Source organism: Streptomyces sp. NPDC057474, assembly GCF_042802555.1.
Classification (GTDB): domain Bacteria; phylum Actinomycetota; class Actinomycetes; order Streptomycetales; family Streptomycetaceae; genus Streptomyces.
The window spans coordinates 46,689-63,075 of sequence record NZ_JBHVDX010000032.1; the positions used below are offsets into that span (position 1 = coordinate 46,689).

Consider the following 16,387-nt stretch of genomic DNA (forward strand, 5'->3'; position numbering starts at 1 on the left):
ACAAGGAGTAGACGACGACCAGCGATGAGCCGACGGCGACCGGCGAGAAGCCGACGGCGACCGGCGACGAACAGACAAGCGCCGACGTCCCGCACACGACGGCCGACGTCCCGCACACGACGGCCGACACGGCGCACACGACGGCCGACACGGCGCAGCCCACGGCCCGCACGGCGCAGCCCACCGCCGACAGGGACAAAGGGAAAAGAGAGAAAGGGGACCCGAGATGAGCGCCACACACCGGCTCTGCGAAGGGCGCGTCGTGATCGTGACCGGCGCGGGACGTGGCCTCGGCCGCGCGCACGCGCTCGCGTACGCCGTCGAGGGCGCCCGCCTGGTCGTCAACGACCTCGGCGTAGGACTCGACGGCACACCGGACCCCGACAGCCCGGCCGCCCGGGTCGTCGAGGAGATCCGCGCCGGGGGAGGGGACGCGATCGCCCACGGCGGGGACATCGCCACGACCGACGGCGCCGCCTCGCTCGTACGCACCGCCCTGGACACGTACGGCCGACTCGACACCCTCGTCAACAACGCCGGCTTCCTCCGCGACCGCATGCTCGTCAACCTCGACGAGGACGACTGGGACGCCGTCCTCCGCGTCCACCTCAAGGGCCACTTCCTCCCCCTGAAACACGCCGCCGCACACTGGCGGGCCGAAACCAAGGCCGGCCGCACACCGACCGCGAGGATCGTCAACACCACCAGCGGCGCGGGCCTGCTGGGCTCGGTCGGCCAGGGCAACTACAGCGCCGCCAAGGCCGCCATCGTCGGCCTCACCCTGGTAGCCGCCGCCGAACTGGCCCGCTACGGCGTCCAGGTCAACGCCATCGCCCCCGCGGCCCGCACGAGGATGACCGAGGGCACCTTCGCCGAGGCCATGGCCGCCCCCGGCGCCGGCTTCGACGCGATGGCCCCGGAGAACGTCTCCCCGTTGGTGGTGTGGCTGGGTTCCCACGCGAGCGAGGGCGTCACCGGCCGAGTCTTCGAGACGGAGGGCGGCCGCATCACAGTGATGGAGGGCTGGCACCCGGGCCCGACCGTCGACAAGGGGGCACGCTGGACGCCGGAGGGGGCGGGGGAGACCGTACGAAAGCTCTTGGCCGAGGCGGAGGAACCACGCCCGGTTTACGGCGCCCCATGACCGGTGCCGCTGCCTTCAGGGGCGCGGGGAACTGCGCGACAAGCCCCCACGCACCCGCACTCACCGCGACGAGCCCCCACGCACCCGCACTCGCCGCGACGAGCCCCCACACACCCGCACTCGCCGCGACGAGCCCCCACACCGCGCTCGCCGGACGCGCCGAACCCACCCCCTCACGTGCCCCCAACCCCTACGTGTCGCACTCCAGAACCGTCCGGCACAACCCACACCGCGCCCGAACCCGTCCCCGGACCGGCACCCTGATCCTCTGATGACACGTCGGACAAGGAAACGACACCCGCAACGGCCCCCGCCCATCAGGCGTGAACATATACGGCATCCCCGACACCGGCGAGGCCGACCGCAGGTCCTGCGCATGGCGCCGGTCCCGCGCGTACCGCCGACGCCCCGCCCACCCCGCCGCCGTCAGCGGCGGCTGCTGTTCGTCCCGGCGAGCCCGGACGCTGCCCTCCGCGTACGCGGAATACGCCTGGGCACTGGTGAACCACACCGACGGATCCTCCGCGAACAACTGCGCCCGCTTGGCCAGCACGTACCCGAACTCCTCCGGCGTCAGATACCCCAGCTTCTGCGACGACGCGGCGTCCTCCCGGAACGCGTCCAGCAGCAGCCACCCCGCCCCCAGATACGTCGCCGCCGTATCCGTGAGGATCTCGTTCTCACGGTTGCCGGGGAAGGACAACCCGAGCCGGTGCAGATAGACATGCATGACCTCGTGCGCGAGAGCCGCCCCGATGTCCCGGCGGTGCGTGCGGAAACGGTCATTGAGTTCGACGAAATACTCGGGACCCGCCGCCAGCTCGACGTGCGCCGCGTGCGTCATCTCCCGGAACCCGACGATCATCCGGGCGTCCGGCAGCCGATAGTGCCGCACCAACTCACGGGCCACCCGCTGCGCGCCGAGATGGAGATCGTCGGTGTCGCAGAACGCCACGTCGACGGGGGCCACACTGGTGGCGAACGTCTGGATCGTGTCGTACGAGAGCCGCTTGTACAGCGCCGTGATCGACGCCCGCACGGTGTCCAGATGCGGGTAGCCGTGCTCGACAGGTCCGCCGTTCGCCACGTCCGCACCCCCTAAGACGCCTCGACACGTTCCACTGTAAGCCGGTGCGTACGCATGCTCACCGAAAGCCGTCCCACGCGAGCGGACCGGCGCGGACGGGCCGCGAGCGCGGAACCGCAGCGTCGTAGGGTGACGACCATGACCACCAGCGACACCAACGAGGCGAACACCGGGACCGCGCCGGCCGCCCAGGTCGACGCGGACGCCCGGGCGGAACTCATGCGGCTGCGGGACAGCATCGACAACATCGACGCCGCCGTCGTCCACATGCTCGCCGAGCGCTTCAAGTGCACCCAGCGGGTCGGCCACCTCAAGGCCGCGCACCAACTGCCCGCCGCCGACCCGGGCCGCGAGGCACAACAGATCAACCGGCTGCGCGGACTCGCCGAAAGTGCCAAGCTGGACCCGGCGTTCGCGGAGAAGCTGCTGAACTTCATCATCGCCGAGGTCATCCGGCACCACGAACGCATCGCGGACGACGCGCTGAACGGTACAGCGGGCACGACCGGTACAGCGGGCACGACCGGCACAGCGGGCACGGCCGGCACAGCGGGCACGACCGGCACAGCGGGCACGACCGGCACGGCAACAGACGCAGGGGAGTGACATCACAGCCCCCAGGGGGCATCCTGCGTGAGCACTCTTCGTCAAGCCATCGCTACACGCAGTGAGACCCTCGGGTCCGGGTCGCCGAACGCGAGCCGACCACCCGAGCGAGGGGACATCGGCCATGCCGTCCGAAGCCAAGATCCTCATCGTCGACGACCATGAGGACACGCTGTACGCCCTGGAGAGCGCCCTGGCCCCGCTGGGCTACCGCCTGACACGCGCCACCAGCGGCGACGCGGCCCTCAAGGAAGTCCTCCGCGGCCAGGTCGGCCTGCTCCTCCTCGACGTCCGCATGCCCGGCGTCAGCGGCCTCGACGTCGTCCACTACATGCGCGGCGTGGAACAGACCCAGCACATCCCCGTCATCCTCCTCACCGGCTTCGGCCCCGACGCCGAACTCACCTCCGCCGCCTTCCGCCTCGGCGTCGCCGACCTCGTCATGAAACCCATCGACCCCTGGGCCCTGCGCACCAAGGTCCGCTACCTCTACGACGCCCACGAACGCTCCCACGCCCTGGAACGCGAGGTCCGCGACCTGCGGGCCCGCCTCAAGGACCACGAGGAACTCAAGAGCGCCAACGGCGACGACCACCGCGACAAGGGGCGCGTCCCCGCGCAGCACGACGGCGCGAAGGACCGGGCATAGGCCGCATACGGCCGGGCGCACGGCGCGTACGACCGGACATAGGTCGCGTACCAGGCCCGCCCCTGTCCTGTGCCAAAGGCATCAGGCAGCATGTCCCTCATGTCCGTACTGACGCGCGACGAAGCGCAAGCCCGTGCTCGGCTCCTCGACGTCCACCGCTACGAGATCGCACTCGACCTCACGCGCGGCGACGAGACCTTCGACTCCCGTACCGTCATCCAGTTCACCGTGCGGGGAAAGAAAAAGGCCGCGGACACCTTCGTCGAGCTCAAGCCCGCCGAACTGCGCTCCGTCACCCTCGACGGAGAACCCCTCGACCCCGAGACCCTCGACGGGAACCGCCTCCCCCTCAAGGGCCTCACCGCGGGCAAGCACGAACTGCGCGTCGACGCCGCCATGCGCTACTCCCGCACCGGCGAAGGCATGCACCGCTTCACCGACCCCACCGACGCCGAGACCTACGTCTACACCCAGCTCTTCATGGACGACGTCCAACGCGTCTTCGCCGCCTTCGACCAACCCGACCTCAAGGCCCTCTTCGACCTCACCGTCACCGCCCCCGAAGCCTGGACCGTCCTCGCCAACGGCATCACCGCACAGCAGGACGACGGCACCTGGCGAGCCGCCACCACCCCGCTGATCTCCACCTACCTCGTCGCCGTCGCCGCCGGCCCCTGGCACTCCGTCCGCACCGAACACCGCGGCCTGCCCTTCGGCATCCACTGCCGCCGCTCCCTCGCCCCCTACCTCGACACCGACGCCGACGAGATCCTCGACGTCACCCGCGCCCTCTACGACCGCTACCACGAGAAGTTCGAGGAGCCGTACCCCTTCGACTCCTACGACCAGGCCTTCGTCCCCGAGTTCAACGCCGGCGCCATGGAGAACCCCGGCCTCGTCACCTTCCGCGACGAGTTCGTCTACCGCTCCGCCGTCACCGACACCGAACGCCAGACCCGCGCCATGGTCATCGCCCACGAAATGGCCCACATGTGGTTCGGCGACCTCGTCACCCTCAAATGGTGGGACGACATCTGGCTCAACGAGTCCTTCGCCGAGTACATGGGCTACCAGACCCTCACCGAAGCCACCCTCGGGGGGACTCCCCCCAGAAAGTGGGGCACCGACACCTGGGTCGACTTCGGCATCGCCCGCAAGGCCTGGGGCTACGACGCCGACCAGCGCCCCTCCACCCACCCCGTCGCCCCCGAGGCCGTCGACGACACCGCCGCCGCCCTCCTCAACTTCGACGGCATCTCCTACGCCAAGGGCGCCTCCGCCCTCCGCCAACTCGTCGCCTGGCTCGGCGAGAAGGACTTCCTCGCCGGCATCAACGCCCACTTCACCCGCCACCGCTTCGGCAACGCCACCCTCGCCGACTTCATCGACAACCTCGCCGGCGCCACCGAACGGGACGTCCACGCCTGGGCCGACGCCTGGCTCCGCACAACCGGCGTCGACACCCTCACCCCCAAGGTCACCCGCGCCGCCGACGGCACCTACACCCTCACCGTCGACCGCACCGGCAGCCGCCCCCACCACATCGCCGTCGGCCTCTACGACCAGGACCTCGGCGACGACCAGGGCCACCTCACCCTCCGCGACCGCGTCGAACTCGACATCCCCCAGACCGCCGACCAGCCCATCGGCAAACGGCCCGCACTCCTCCTCCTCAACGACGGCGACCTCACCTACGCCAAGGTCCGCTTCGACCCCGACTCCTTCACCGCCGTCACCGGCCACCTCTGCGGCCTCCCCGACCCGCTCACCCGCGCCGTAGTCTGGAACGCCCTGCGGGACGCCGTACGCGACGCCGAACTCCCGCCCACCGCCTACCTGGAAGCCGCCCGCACCCACCTCCCGCGCGAGAGTGACCTCGCCATCGTCCAGGGCGTCCTCACCTTCGCCACCACCCAGGTCGCCGACCGCTTCCTCACCCCCGACCAGCGTGCCACCGGCCTGTCCACCCTCGGCTCCCTGTGCCGCGACCTCATCCGCCGCACCGAGGACGGCGACAACCCCGGCCTGCGCCTCACCGCCGTACGCCACGCCATCGACGTCGCCACCCGCCCCGAGACCATCGCCGCCTGGCTCGCCGAGGGCACGGTTCCGGGTGGCCCCGAGCTGGACCCCGAACTGCGCTGGCGGGTCCTGGGCCGCCTCGCCGTCCTCGGCGCGGTCGACGCCGCCGCGATCGCCGAAGAGCTGAAGCGGGACCCCAGCGCCAGCGGCCAAGAAGGCGCCGCCCGCTGCCGGGCCGCGCTGCCCGAACCGGAGGCCAAGCGGGCCGCCTGGGAGGCGATGTTCACCACCGACGACCTCTCCAACTACCTGTTCACCGCCACGGCCCAGGGGTTCTGGCAGCCGGAGCAGGCGGATCTCCTCCGGGAGTACGTCGAGCGCTACTGGGCCGACGCGGTGTCGCTGGCCGCTCGGCGCGGGCCGGCCATGGCGGAGGCCGCCGGGCGGTGGGCGTTCCCGGTGTACGCGGTGAACCCGGAGACCGTGGGGCTGGGAAAGCGGTGCCTTCAGGACGACGGGGCGATTCCGGCGCTTCGGCGGAAGCTGGTGGATCAGTTGGACGACCTTGAGCGTGCCTTGCGGGTACGGGAGGCGTAGGGGTTTTTCGGGTGCCGCCGTCGGGGCTTGGGGATTCTGCGCGGACTTGAGGTTGTCCGTGGCTCGCGCAGTTCCCCACGCCCCTTTGGGGCGCGCTGCACTACCCTCTTTTGGTTGTAATCAGCCGCATTTTCGGGCTCAGCACCCGATTGGCGTACAAGATGGGATTCCCCGTGCTCCGGAGGAATCCATGACCGCTGCGCCCCTCGCCTCGGGACCCCAAGGTCCCGGCGCGCTACGGCCGTTGCTCGACACCGTGCTCGAAGCGTTGCGTGAGGGGACCGAGGCGCGGGGCGGCCCCATCCCCGCCGGCGGCCCGGAGGCGGTCGCGGCACAGGTGCGGGACGCGCTCGGTGAGCCGCTGCCCGTCGAAGGCGAGCCGGACGCCCTCCATCGGCTGGTCCGGGCCCTCGCGGCAGGCACCGCCGACCCGGCCGACCCCCTCTGCGCGGCCCACCTCCACACCCCACCCCTGGCCGTCGCCGCCGCCGCCGACCTCGCCGCCTCCGTACTGAACCCGTCCCTCGACTCCTGGGACCAGGCCCCGGCCGCCTCCGCGCTCGAAGCGCTGGTGACCCGGGCGGTGGCCGCGGAGGCCGGCGCCACCGACGCGCTGGTCACCACCGGTGGCACCGAGTCCAACCAGCTCGCCCTACTCCTGGCCAGGGAAACGCACAGCGCGACGCATCGAGGAGTACAGCTCGTCTGCGGGGCCAACGCCCACCACTCCCTGCCTCGCGCCGCCTGGCTCCTCGGCCTCCCCGAGCCCGTCGTGATCCCCACCCCGGCCGGCGCCCTGGACCCCACCGCCCTGGACGACGCCCTCACCCACCTCCAAGGGCCCCTCCTCGTCGCCGCCACCGCCGGCACCACCGACGCCGGGCTCATCGACCCGCTGCCCGAGATCGCCGACCTGTGCGACACCCACGGCGCCCGGCTCCACATCGACGCGGCCTACGGCGGAGGCCTCCTCTTCAGCGACCGGCACCGGGCCCGGCTCGACGGCCTCGCCCGCGCCCACACCGTCACCCTGGACCTGCACAAACTCGGCTGGCAGCCGGTCGCCGCCGGACTCCTCGCCGTACGCGACGCGCCGGACCTCGCCGTACTCGACCACAGGGCCGACTACCTCAACGCGGACGACGACACCGAGGCCGGCCTGCCCGACCTCCTCGGCAGGTCCCTGCGGACGACCCGACGGCCCGACATCCTCAAGATCGCCGTCACCCTCAAGACCCTGGGCCGCACGGGACTCGGCAGACTCGTCGACCAAGTCTGCGCACTCGCCCAGGAGTTCGCCGCACTCGTCGAGGCACACCCCGGCTTCGAACTCTACGACCGGCCCACCATCAGCACGGTCCTCTTCCGGCCCGCCGACGCGTCCGACGACGCCGTGGCCGCCGTACGCCGCCAACTGCTCCACGACGGCCGAGCCGTCATAGGCCGCGCCGAACTCGACGGCCACCTCTGGCTCAAGGCAACCCTGCTCAACCCCCACACCCGGCCGGGCGACCTCGCCGCCCTGCTGAAGCTCGTGGAACTCGCAGAACCCGCAGAACCCGCAGAACTCGCCGAAGGACACACCCCCACATGAGCACGCCCCCAGAGCACGACCAGCAGGAACCCGAAGCCCCCCGCGACCTCGTCGGCGTCGGCATCGGACCCGCCAACCTCTCCCTCGCCGCCCTCGCCCACCCCCTCGCCGGACTCGACGCCGTCTTCTACGAGCAGCGACCCGGGTTCGACTGGCACCCGGGGCTGCTCATCGAGGGCGCCACGGTCCAAGTCCCGTTCCTGGCGGACCTGGTGACACTCGCCGATCCGGTGAGCCCCTGGTCGTTCCTCAACTACCTCAGGACGCACGACCGGCTCTTCCCGTTCTACTTCGCCGAGCGACTCCACATCCAGCGCGCCGAGTACGACGCCTACTGCCGCTGGGTCGCCGAGAGCCTGCCCGGGCTGCGGTTCGGCCACCAGGTCGACTCGGTGCGCTGGAACCCCGAACGGGACGTGTTCGAGGTCGACTTCACGCAGTCGGACGCCGACGGCGAGGCCGCCGCGCTCGGCCGTACGTACGCCCGGAACATCGTGCTCGGCGTCGGCACCGAACCGCATGTGCCCGAGCCCCTCAAGCCGCTCGTCGAGGCGGCCGGCGTGCCCGTCATCCACGCCGCGGACTACCTCGGCGAGCGCGACCGTCTGCTGGCGGCCGGACACGTCACCGTCATCGGCGCGGGACAGTCGGGGGCCGAGGTCTTCCTCGATCTCCTGCGGCACCGGCCCACCGGCCGGGAACGGCTGCACTGGCTCGGCCGCACAGAGGCGTTCGCACCCATGGAGTACTCCAAGCTGGGCCTGGAACACTTCACACCGGACTACACCCGCTACTTCCACGCCCTCGCCGAACCGACCCGGGACCGGCTCGTCGCCGCCCAGTGGCAGCTCCACAAGGGCATCGACGCCGACACGATCGCCGCCATCCACGACGAGCTGTACCGTCGCACCCTCGACGGCGGCTGGCCCGACGCCGTCCTCACTCCCGGCGTCCACGTCCGCACCGCCGGCCGGCTCGCCACCACCAAAGTCGAACTCCACCTCGAACACATCGAACAGGGCACCCGCTCCCGCCTCACCACCGACGCCGTCGTCCTCGCCACCGGCTACCACGAGCGCCCCCTGGACCGCGTCCTCGCCGGCCTCGACCCGTACATGCGGCGCGACAGCCGGGAGCGGCCCCGCGTCGACGACAGGTTCCGGATGATCCTCGACCCGTCCGTCACCGCCGCCGGCTGCCACGTCTACGTCCAGAACGCCGAACTGCACACCCACGGCGTCGGCGCCCCCGACCTCGGCCTCGCCGCCTGGCGCAGCGCCACCATCCTCAACACCCTCACCGGCAAGGAGCCCTACCCCCTGCCGACCCGCACCGCCTTCACCACCTTCGGCCTCCAACCCCGGTTGCAGATCCCACCCGCGCGGCAGGAGAAAACCCTCACGCCACTGACCCCGCTCGCCGACGCTAGGTAATTGAAGAGTAAAGAAGTAGGGCAGGAGTGGTGACGGCTGCAAGAAAGCTGCCTACCTTTCGGCCATGACCAGCACCCGCGCAGGCAAGGCCTGGATCGCCGCCCACCGCTCCGCCGTCATCGACCCCCACGAAGCCTTCAAACTCTTCGAGGTCCGAGGCTTCACCGACCAGACCGTACGCCAGACCCTGCGCCCCGTCGGCGGCGGCGAGGCCCTACGCGTCCGCCTCAGCAACCGCTACGGCCGCACACACCTCGACATCGGCGGCGCCCACCTCGCCCGCCGCACCGAAGGCAGCGCCATCGACCCCACCACCGACGTCCCCCTCCTCTTCGCCGGCGCCGAAAACGTCACCATCCCGGCCGGCGAGGAGATCATCAGCGACCCCGTCGAAGGCACCGTCACCGCAGGCGAGGAACTCGCCCTCAGCCTCTACCTCCCCGGCGACACCGGTCTCACCACACACTCCGCGATCCCCTACGACATCGGCCACGCCGTCCCCGGCGACCAGCTCACCGCCGAATCCCTCGACGAATCCGACGAACTCATCACCGGGCACTTCGTCACCGGCATCGACGTCCTCGCCCCCGAGAGCACCCGCATCGCCGTCGCCTTCGGGGACTCCTGGATCGAGGGCATGGCCACCACCCCCGGCACCGGCAGCAGCTTCCCCGCCCAGCTCGACCGCCGCCTCACAGACGGCTGGATCGTCGCCACCGGCATCTCCGGCAACCGACTCCTCACCGACGAGATCGGCGCCCACCTGCTCTCCCGCGTCGAACACGACGTCCTCGACATACCCGGCGCCAGCCACGTCATCATCCACGCCGGTCTCAACGACCTCGGCCTGCCCGGCGCCATCGCCTTCCCCGAACCCGCCAAACTCCCCACGGCCGCCGACCTCATCACCGGCCTGACCATCCTCGCCGACCGCCTCCACACCGCCGGCCTCACCGTCATCGGCGCCACCATCGGCCCCTACGCCGGCACCGTCTACCCCGGTTACGACAGCGACGAGGGTCAAGCCGTACGCGCCGAGGTCAACACCTGGCTCCTCGGTGACACCCACCCCTTCGACGCCGTCATCGACATCGCCGCCGCCGTCGCGGACCCGGACCACCCCACCCGCATCCGCGACGACCACAACAGCGGCGACGGCCTCCACGTCAACGACGTCGGCGCGAAAGCCATCGCCGACGCCGTCGATCTCAGCCTTCTGAACCTCTAGAAGACCGACGAGCTCTAGAAGACCGGCGTACCGTTCCGCGTCAGCTTCCAGTCCACCGACGCGAACGCCGCCGGGTCGATCGACCCCTTCGCCTTCACCCACGAGATCATCGTGTTACGGATCTCGTCCGAGTTCGACCACAGCAGCTGGGCCGCGGCGACATGCGGGAAGTTGCCACCGCCGTTGGCCCGGTAGTTGTTCACCGCGAACACGAACTTCTGGTCGTCCGCCAACGCCGCACCCTCGAACAGCACGTTCGCGATACGCGACCCCGCCGGCCTGGCGATGTCGATCTCGTACGACAGACCGCTCACCGCGTCGTAGTTGTAGTCCGGCGTGCCGTTCGCGTTCGTCAGCTTCGCCGGGTCGACAGCCGCGTCCACCGCCGTCTGCACGAAGTAGTTCGCCGAATACTCCAGATACGCCTTCATCTGCGCACCCGTCATCAGACGCGCCTCCAGCGTGTTCTCGAAGACATACAGACCGGCAACGTCCCGGATGGTGACGTTCCCCGCCGGGATCACCGCGCTCCGCGAGAACGCCGCGGCCTGCGACAGCACCGGCAGCGACCCGTACTCACCCGACGCCAGCGCTTTCTTCACCGTGTCCGCCTGGATGTGGTTGATCAGATCGATGATCGCCACATCCTTGTACGGCGCCTCCACCGACGTCATCTCGGCCGCGTTCGTACCGATGATCTGGTTGACGTACGCCACGACCTTCTCGTGCTCGTCACCGAGCATCTTCACGATCTTCGGGTCCTCCTCCACGGCGTTGGAGTTGAGAACCTGCGCGGCGACCTTCTCGACCTTCCAGCAGCCCTTGCTCCACACCAGCTCGAAGTCGAACAGCGTCAGCCGCTGCCCCCACTTCAGCGGCTCCGACAGCACGACCTGCTTGCCGGTCTTCTTGTTGGTGACGAAGTACTCCGGGATCTCCGTGTGCGCGTGCCCCACGAGAATCGCGTCGATCCCCGGCACCTGCTCGGCCACCAGCCCGGCCGCGTTCTCGATGTACGGCAGCTGATCACCGTACGAAGAGGTGCCGGAGGACCCGCTGTGCGCCGACACGATGACGACATCCGCCCCCATCGACCGCAGCTTCGGCACCCACTTGGCGGCCTGCTCCTCAAGCCCCGGGAACGTCATCTTCCCTTGCACGTTCGCCTTGTCCCAGATCGCGATACCCGGGTTGGTGAGCCCGAGGACCGCCACCTTCACGTCCCGCCCGTGCGGCGTACGCAGCCGGTGCATGCTGTACGGAGGGAAGGCGGGGCGAAGGGTCTTGGCATCCAGCGCGTTCGCACCCAGCAGCGGGAAACGGCACTGCTCCTGGAACTTCCGCAGCACCGGAATGCCGTAGTTGAACTCGTGGTTGCCCAGCGCAGCCGCGTCATAGTCGATCGCGTTCATCGCCTGCGCCATCGGGTGCACCGGACCACCCTTGGCGGTGATCGGGTCCACCTTCGCGTAGTAATACGACAACTGCGTGCCCTGGATGGTGTCACCGGCGTCGATGAGCAGCGTGTTCCGGCGGCCCTTCTCCTTGCGGATCTGGTTCACCAGCGTGGAGATCTTCGCCAGACCGACGTCGTTGTGCGCCTTGTCGTCGAACTCCTTGTCCGTGAAGTAGTCCCAGTTGAAGACGTTGCCGTGCAGGTCGGTCGTCCCCATCACGGTGAACCTGTACCGCTTCGGGGCCTTCTTCCCGCCACCCGTCACCGTGGCCGCCTGCGCGTTCGGAGCCATGGCCGAACCGGCGATGGCCACTCCCGCACCGGTCACGGCCGACTTCTTCAGGAACTTCCGGCGGTTCAAGGGCATATCAGGGCACTCCTCGGAGGAACGGGCGATATCAACGCGCGTAGACAGCGGACAGTGGAAACCTGGGACCACATGCGACAACGCGCGTAGATTCTGACCCGTACCGCCCCCACCGCAACAGACCCAACAGGTTTCGATCTGGTGACCTGCGAGGTCTGCGACCAGGCCACGGGTGACAGAGTGGGGCGTATGACCACCAGTCCAGAGGAAGCCCAACCCGCCGCCGTCCCCTACGGCACCCCCGAAGCGCCCCGCATCGCCGTCCGCGGCGAAGCCCACCTCGAAGTCGACCCCGAGATAGCCCGCATCGGAGTCACCGTCCTCGCCCGCGGCAAGGACCGGCGCGCTGCCCTCGACGACCTCACCCGCCGCAACACCACCGTCCTCGACCTCGTCAAGACATACGGCGAAGCGGTCGAACGACTGGAGACCGGCGCCTTCTCCATCACCCCCGAACTGAAGGAGAAGGGCAGAGGCGAAAGGATCCAGGCCTACCATGGCCGCGTCCACATCACCGCGGAGCTGACCGACTTCACGGCACTGGGCGAACTCACCACACGCCTGGCCGACCTGGACCTCACACGCGTCGACGGCCCCTGGTGGTCCCTCCGACCCGACTCACCCGCCCACAAGCGGGCCAGGCAGAAGGCGGTGAAGGAGGCGGTACAGCGCGCACGGGAGTACGCCGAAGCCCTCGGCACCACACTCGCGGCCCTGGTCGAACTCGCCGACATCGGCGCGGAAGCCCCCCAACCCGTCCGCCCCGGAGCCCCCGGCGGCCTCATGCGCTCCGCCAGGGCCAAGGGCGCCGAGGAAACCGACGCCGCCCCCCTCGACCTCGAACCCCAACGCCAACGCGTCTACGCACAGGTCAACGCCCGCTTCACGATGCTGCCACCGCAACTCTGACCTGACGCCGGGGGTGCTCCCGGCCACCGCCCAGCCGGGGCACCCTTCAGCTTTTGGTGATTACTTGTCAATTACCTTTCACGTGACGGCCGTTGAGTCGTCACGCCCCGCCAAATCGCTACCGGCGGGTAAGCCATAGGCTCGAAACATGCGCCGAGCAAAGATCGTCTGCACCCTCGGGCCCGCCACCGACTCATACGACCAGATCAAGGCACTGGTCGAGGCCGGCATGGACATCGCCCGCTTCAACCTCAGCCACGGCGGCCACGCCGAACACGACGAGCACTACCAGCACGTCCGCAAGGCCGCCGACGAGACCGGCCGCAGCGTCGGCACCCTCGCCGACCTTCAAGGCCCGAAGATCCGCCTCGGCCGCTTCGCCGAAGGCCCCGTACTCCTTGAACGCGACGACACGTTCACGATCAGCGTGGAGGAGGGGGTGGAAGGGGGCAGCGAGGTCTGCGGCACGACGTACGGCGGCCTGGCGGCCGACGTCACTCCCGGGGAACTCATCCTCGTCGACGACGGCAAGGTCACGCTGGAGGTCACGGCGGTGGACGGACCCCGGGTCCACACCCGGGTCGTCGAAGGCGGGATGGTCTCCGACAACAAGGGACTGAACCTGCCGGGCGTCGCCGTATCGGTGCCGACGCTGTCGGAGAAGGACGAAGACGACCTCCGTTGGGCGCTCCGCACGGGCTTCGACGTGATCGCGCTGTCGTTCGTGCGGTCCGGGCGGGACATCGAACGCGTCCACCAGATCATGGACGAGGAAGGCCGCCGACTCCCCGTCATCGCCAAGATCGAGAAACCACAGGCCGTCGACAACATCGACGAGATCGTCGCCGCCTTCGACGGCATCATGGTCGCGCGCGGCGACCTGGGCGTGGAAATGCCCCTGGAGCAGGTCCCGCTGGTCCAGAAGCGCACGGTCAAACTGGCCAAGCGCAACGCCAAGCCGGTCATCGTCGCCACGCAGATGCTCGACTCGATGATCAACAACTCCCGCCCGACACGCGCCGAGGTCAGCGACGTCGCCAACGCCGTCCTCGACGGCACGGACGCGGTGATGCTGTCCGGCGAGACGAGCGTGGGCAAATACGCGGTGGAGACGGTCCGCACGATGAGCCGCATCGTGGCAGCGGCGGAATCGGACATGCTGGCGAAAGGCCTCCCGCCCTTGACCGAGCACAACAAACCCCGCACCCAGGGCGGCGCGATGGCCCGCGCGGCAGCCGAGATCGGCGACTTCTTGGACGCGAAGTTCCTGGTCGCCTTCAGCCAGTCCGGCGACACGGCGCGACGCCTGTCACGCTACCGGTCGCCGATTCCTGTGTTGGCCTTCACTCCGGACCCGGCTACGCGCTCGCAGCTGAGCTTGACGTGGGGTGTGGAGACCTACCTCGGGCCGCAGGTTGATTCAACGGACGCGATGGTCGACCAGGTGGATGAGCTGCTGCTCAAGTACGGCCGCTGCAAGAAGGGCGACGTGGTCGTGATCACGGCCGGCTCACCGCCGGGGGTCGCGGGCTTCACGAACATGGTCCGGGTGCATCACATCGGGGAGGGCGACAGCCCGAAGTAGGGGGTCAGTACTTCTGGCCTACGTGGGTGTCCATGAGGGCGACGGAGGCTTTGCGGGCGATGGAGACGTTGCGGGCGTTGGCGAGCCTCCAGTCGACGCCTACTTGGTCCAGCGCTGCTGTGAAGAGACGGATGATGTCGCTCGACACGTTGGTGAAGAAGTACCGGGGGTACTCGTAACGCTTGCGTTCGCCCCCGACCAAGCGAGTTGTCCAGTTGGTGATGCGGCAGCCGTCGGAGTGGATGAGGCCCCGGATGAACTGCCAAGGGTGGGCGTCGACAACGGCTTGTTGCCAGGGGGCCAGAGCGATCCTGCGCTCGTGTTTCTTTCCGGGGCCGTGCTGAGGAAAGAGAAGGGGCCAGTGCCGGGAGTGACTGGTGACCATCGAGTACCCCTCCTTCTGAAGGGCGTAGACGCCAATACCCGGGCGAACTATCGCGATGGCCTCACGGCACTGCTGCATGAGCCCAGGCCAAGCATCTGCACAGGCGATGCGGAGGTAGTAGCCACTGCGGGGGTGGGCGCTGATGCAGCCGTCGCCCAGGTAGAGGCCCAGCAGATAGGCGTACGCGCCATCATCCGCCGGTGGGCCCGGATCGGCGGGCGCCATGCGAGGCAGGGGTTCGAGGCGCTGCTGCCAGGAACGGATCGCGGCTCGTGAGATGCCCGTTTCCCGGCTGACCGAGTTTAGGCTGCGCCCCTGAGCAACCAACGCGAGTGCTCGCTTGCGTGTGCTGACGTCGTACATGCGGCCACTCTCTGCGACTGATCGCGACCGCGCGTGTAGTTAAAAAGCGGATGTTCACGAGAACGTGGACATCCGCTAAGTGCTGACCTTGGAAACGAAGGAAAAGTGCCCCGAGTCGGATTCGAACCGACGCTGTCGGTGGTTTGAGCACCGTGTCTCTGCCGCTGGACTACCGGGGCTTCCTCTAAAACTAAGGCTGGCGGTTACCCGCCGTGCCCCCACCTTACCGCAGCTAGGTAGTCTCTTGTCAGCAGTACCCCTGCCCTGAACGAGGAGCCCACGTGACCGCCCCCGAGTCGCCCCAGCCCGTCGACGACGACGACAAGTCGCACGTGCCTCCGCTGACGACCCGTGTCGTCATCGCCGAGGACGAGGCGTTGATCCGCCTCGATCTCAAGGAGATGCTCGAAGAAGAGGGCTACTCCGTCGTGGGCGAGGCCGGTGACGGTGAGCAGGCGGTCGAGCTGGCCCGGGAGCACCAGCCCGATCTTGTGATCCTCGACGTGAAGATGCCCAAGATGGATGGGATCTCGGCCGCGGAGAAGATCGCCGAGGAGCGTATCGCGCCCGTGCTGATGCTGACCGCCTTCTCGCAGCGTGACCTCGTCGAGCGGGCCCGGGATGCCGGTGCGATGGCGTACCTCGTGAAGCCGTTCAGCAAGAGTGATGTCGTCCCGGCGATCGAGATGGCCGTCTCGCGGTTCACCGAGTTGAAGGAGCTGGAGAAGGAGGTCGCCGACCTCACGCTCCGGCTGGAGACTCGCAAGCTGGTGGACCGTGCGAAGTCGATTCTGCAGACGGAGTACGGACTGACGGAGCCGGCCGCGTTCCGGTGGATCCAGAAGACGTCGATGGATCGTCGGATGTCGATGCAGCAGGTGGCGGAGGCCGTCATTCAGGATGCCGACGAGAAGAAGGCGGCCAAGGGCTGACCCCACCCCCGCGCACGTATACATACGACG

Annotated in this window: 14 protein-coding genes and 1 tRNA gene; 10 read left to right on the forward strand and 5 right to left on the reverse strand. The window is 69.1% G+C overall.

Annotation, left to right across the window (positions count from 1 at the left end; genetic code table 11):
* Positions 1-199 (reverse strand): hypothetical protein (locus ACFU53_RS12390; protein ID WP_383989762.1); only part of this gene is annotated, 199 nt, incomplete at its 3' end.
* A gap of 27 nt (positions 200-226) precedes the next feature.
* On the opposite strand from ACFU53_RS12390, the gene ACFU53_RS12395 reads away from it, so the two are divergent.
* A complete protein-coding gene (locus ACFU53_RS12395; RefSeq protein ID WP_383989765.1) occupies positions 227-1,144 on the forward strand; it encodes an SDR family oxidoreductase in 918 nt (305 codons plus the stop codon).
* 190 nt (positions 1,145-1,334) lie between these two features.
* Here the strand turns inward: ACFU53_RS12395 and ACFU53_RS12400 are convergent, their stop codons facing one another.
* Positions 1,335-2,231 carry a hypothetical protein gene (locus tag ACFU53_RS12400; protein WP_383989767.1) on the reverse strand — a complete coding sequence of 299 codons (897 nt, stop codon included), beginning with the start codon at positions 2,229-2,231 and terminating at the stop codon, positions 1,335-1,337.
* A 138-nt stretch (positions 2,232-2,369) separates the two neighbouring features.
* On the opposite strand from ACFU53_RS12400, the gene ACFU53_RS12405 reads away from it, so the two are divergent.
* From ACFU53_RS12405 to ACFU53_RS12430, 6 genes are all read left to right on the forward strand, one after another.
* Positions 2,370-2,837 (forward strand): chorismate mutase, encoded by a 468-nt coding sequence (locus tag ACFU53_RS12405; protein WP_383989770.1) that lies wholly within the window; start codon positions 2,370-2,372, stop codon positions 2,835-2,837.
* A 124-nt stretch (positions 2,838-2,961) separates the two neighbouring features.
* Positions 2,962-3,486 (forward strand): two-component system response regulator, encoded by a 525-nt coding sequence (locus tag ACFU53_RS12410; protein ID WP_383989773.1) that lies wholly within the window; start codon positions 2,962-2,964, stop codon positions 3,484-3,486.
* 90 nt (positions 3,487-3,576) lie between these two features.
* Positions 3,577-6,105 (forward strand): aminopeptidase N, encoded by a 2,529-nt coding sequence (gene pepN / locus ACFU53_RS12415; protein ID WP_383989776.1) that lies wholly within the window; start codon positions 3,577-3,579, stop codon positions 6,103-6,105.
* A 190-nt stretch (positions 6,106-6,295) separates the two neighbouring features.
* Positions 6,296-7,699 (forward strand): pyridoxal phosphate-dependent decarboxylase family protein, encoded by a 1,404-nt coding sequence (locus ACFU53_RS12420; RefSeq protein ID WP_383989780.1) that lies wholly within the window; start codon positions 6,296-6,298, stop codon positions 7,697-7,699.
* Positions 7,696-9,132: a lysine N(6)-hydroxylase/L-ornithine N(5)-oxygenase family protein gene (locus ACFU53_RS12425; RefSeq protein ID WP_383989783.1), complete on the forward strand. Its 1,437-nt coding sequence runs from the start codon at positions 7,696-7,698 to the stop codon at positions 9,130-9,132. Before ACFU53_RS12420 ends, ACFU53_RS12425 begins: the two co-directional genes overlap by 4 nt.
* A gap of 64 nt (positions 9,133-9,196) precedes the next feature.
* Entirely contained in the window at positions 9,197-10,360 is a 1,164-nt protein-coding gene (locus ACFU53_RS12430; RefSeq protein ID WP_383989786.1) for a GDSL-type esterase/lipase family protein, read from the forward strand.
* A 14-nt stretch (positions 10,361-10,374) separates the two neighbouring features.
* Here the strand turns inward: ACFU53_RS12430 and ACFU53_RS12435 are convergent, their stop codons facing one another.
* The gene (locus ACFU53_RS12435) at positions 10,375-12,183 is read right to left on the reverse strand and encodes a 5'-nucleotidase C-terminal domain-containing protein (protein ID WP_383989789.1); all 1,809 of its coding nucleotides are present in this window, start codon (positions 12,181-12,183) and stop codon (positions 10,375-10,377) included.
* 189 nt (positions 12,184-12,372) lie between these two features.
* On the opposite strand from ACFU53_RS12435, the gene ACFU53_RS12440 reads away from it, so the two are divergent.
* On the forward strand, positions 12,373-13,092 hold the full coding sequence (locus ACFU53_RS12440) for an SIMPL domain-containing protein (RefSeq protein WP_383989792.1): 720 nt from the start codon (positions 12,373-12,375) through the stop codon (positions 13,090-13,092).
* A 148-nt stretch (positions 13,093-13,240) separates the two neighbouring features.
* The gene (pyk, locus tag ACFU53_RS12445; RefSeq protein ID WP_383989795.1) at positions 13,241-14,677 is read left to right on the forward strand and encodes a pyruvate kinase; all 1,437 of its coding nucleotides are present in this window, start codon (positions 13,241-13,243) and stop codon (positions 14,675-14,677) included.
* A gap of 4 nt (positions 14,678-14,681) precedes the next feature.
* Here the strand turns inward: pyk and ACFU53_RS12450 are convergent, their stop codons facing one another.
* The gene (locus ACFU53_RS12450; RefSeq protein WP_383989798.1) at positions 14,682-15,425 is read right to left on the reverse strand and encodes a helix-turn-helix domain-containing protein; all 744 of its coding nucleotides are present in this window, start codon (positions 15,423-15,425) and stop codon (positions 14,682-14,684) included.
* A gap of 106 nt (positions 15,426-15,531) precedes the next feature.
* Positions 15,532-15,604, reverse strand: a tRNA-Leu gene (locus ACFU53_RS12455).
* 102 nt (positions 15,605-15,706) lie between these two features.
* Here ACFU53_RS12455 and ACFU53_RS12460 point away from each other — a divergent pair.
* Complete coding sequence (locus ACFU53_RS12460) at positions 15,707-16,357, forward strand: ANTAR domain-containing response regulator (protein ID WP_383989801.1); 651 nt, start codon at positions 15,707-15,709, stop codon at positions 16,355-16,357.
* Positions 16,358-16,387: the final 30 nt, after the last annotated feature.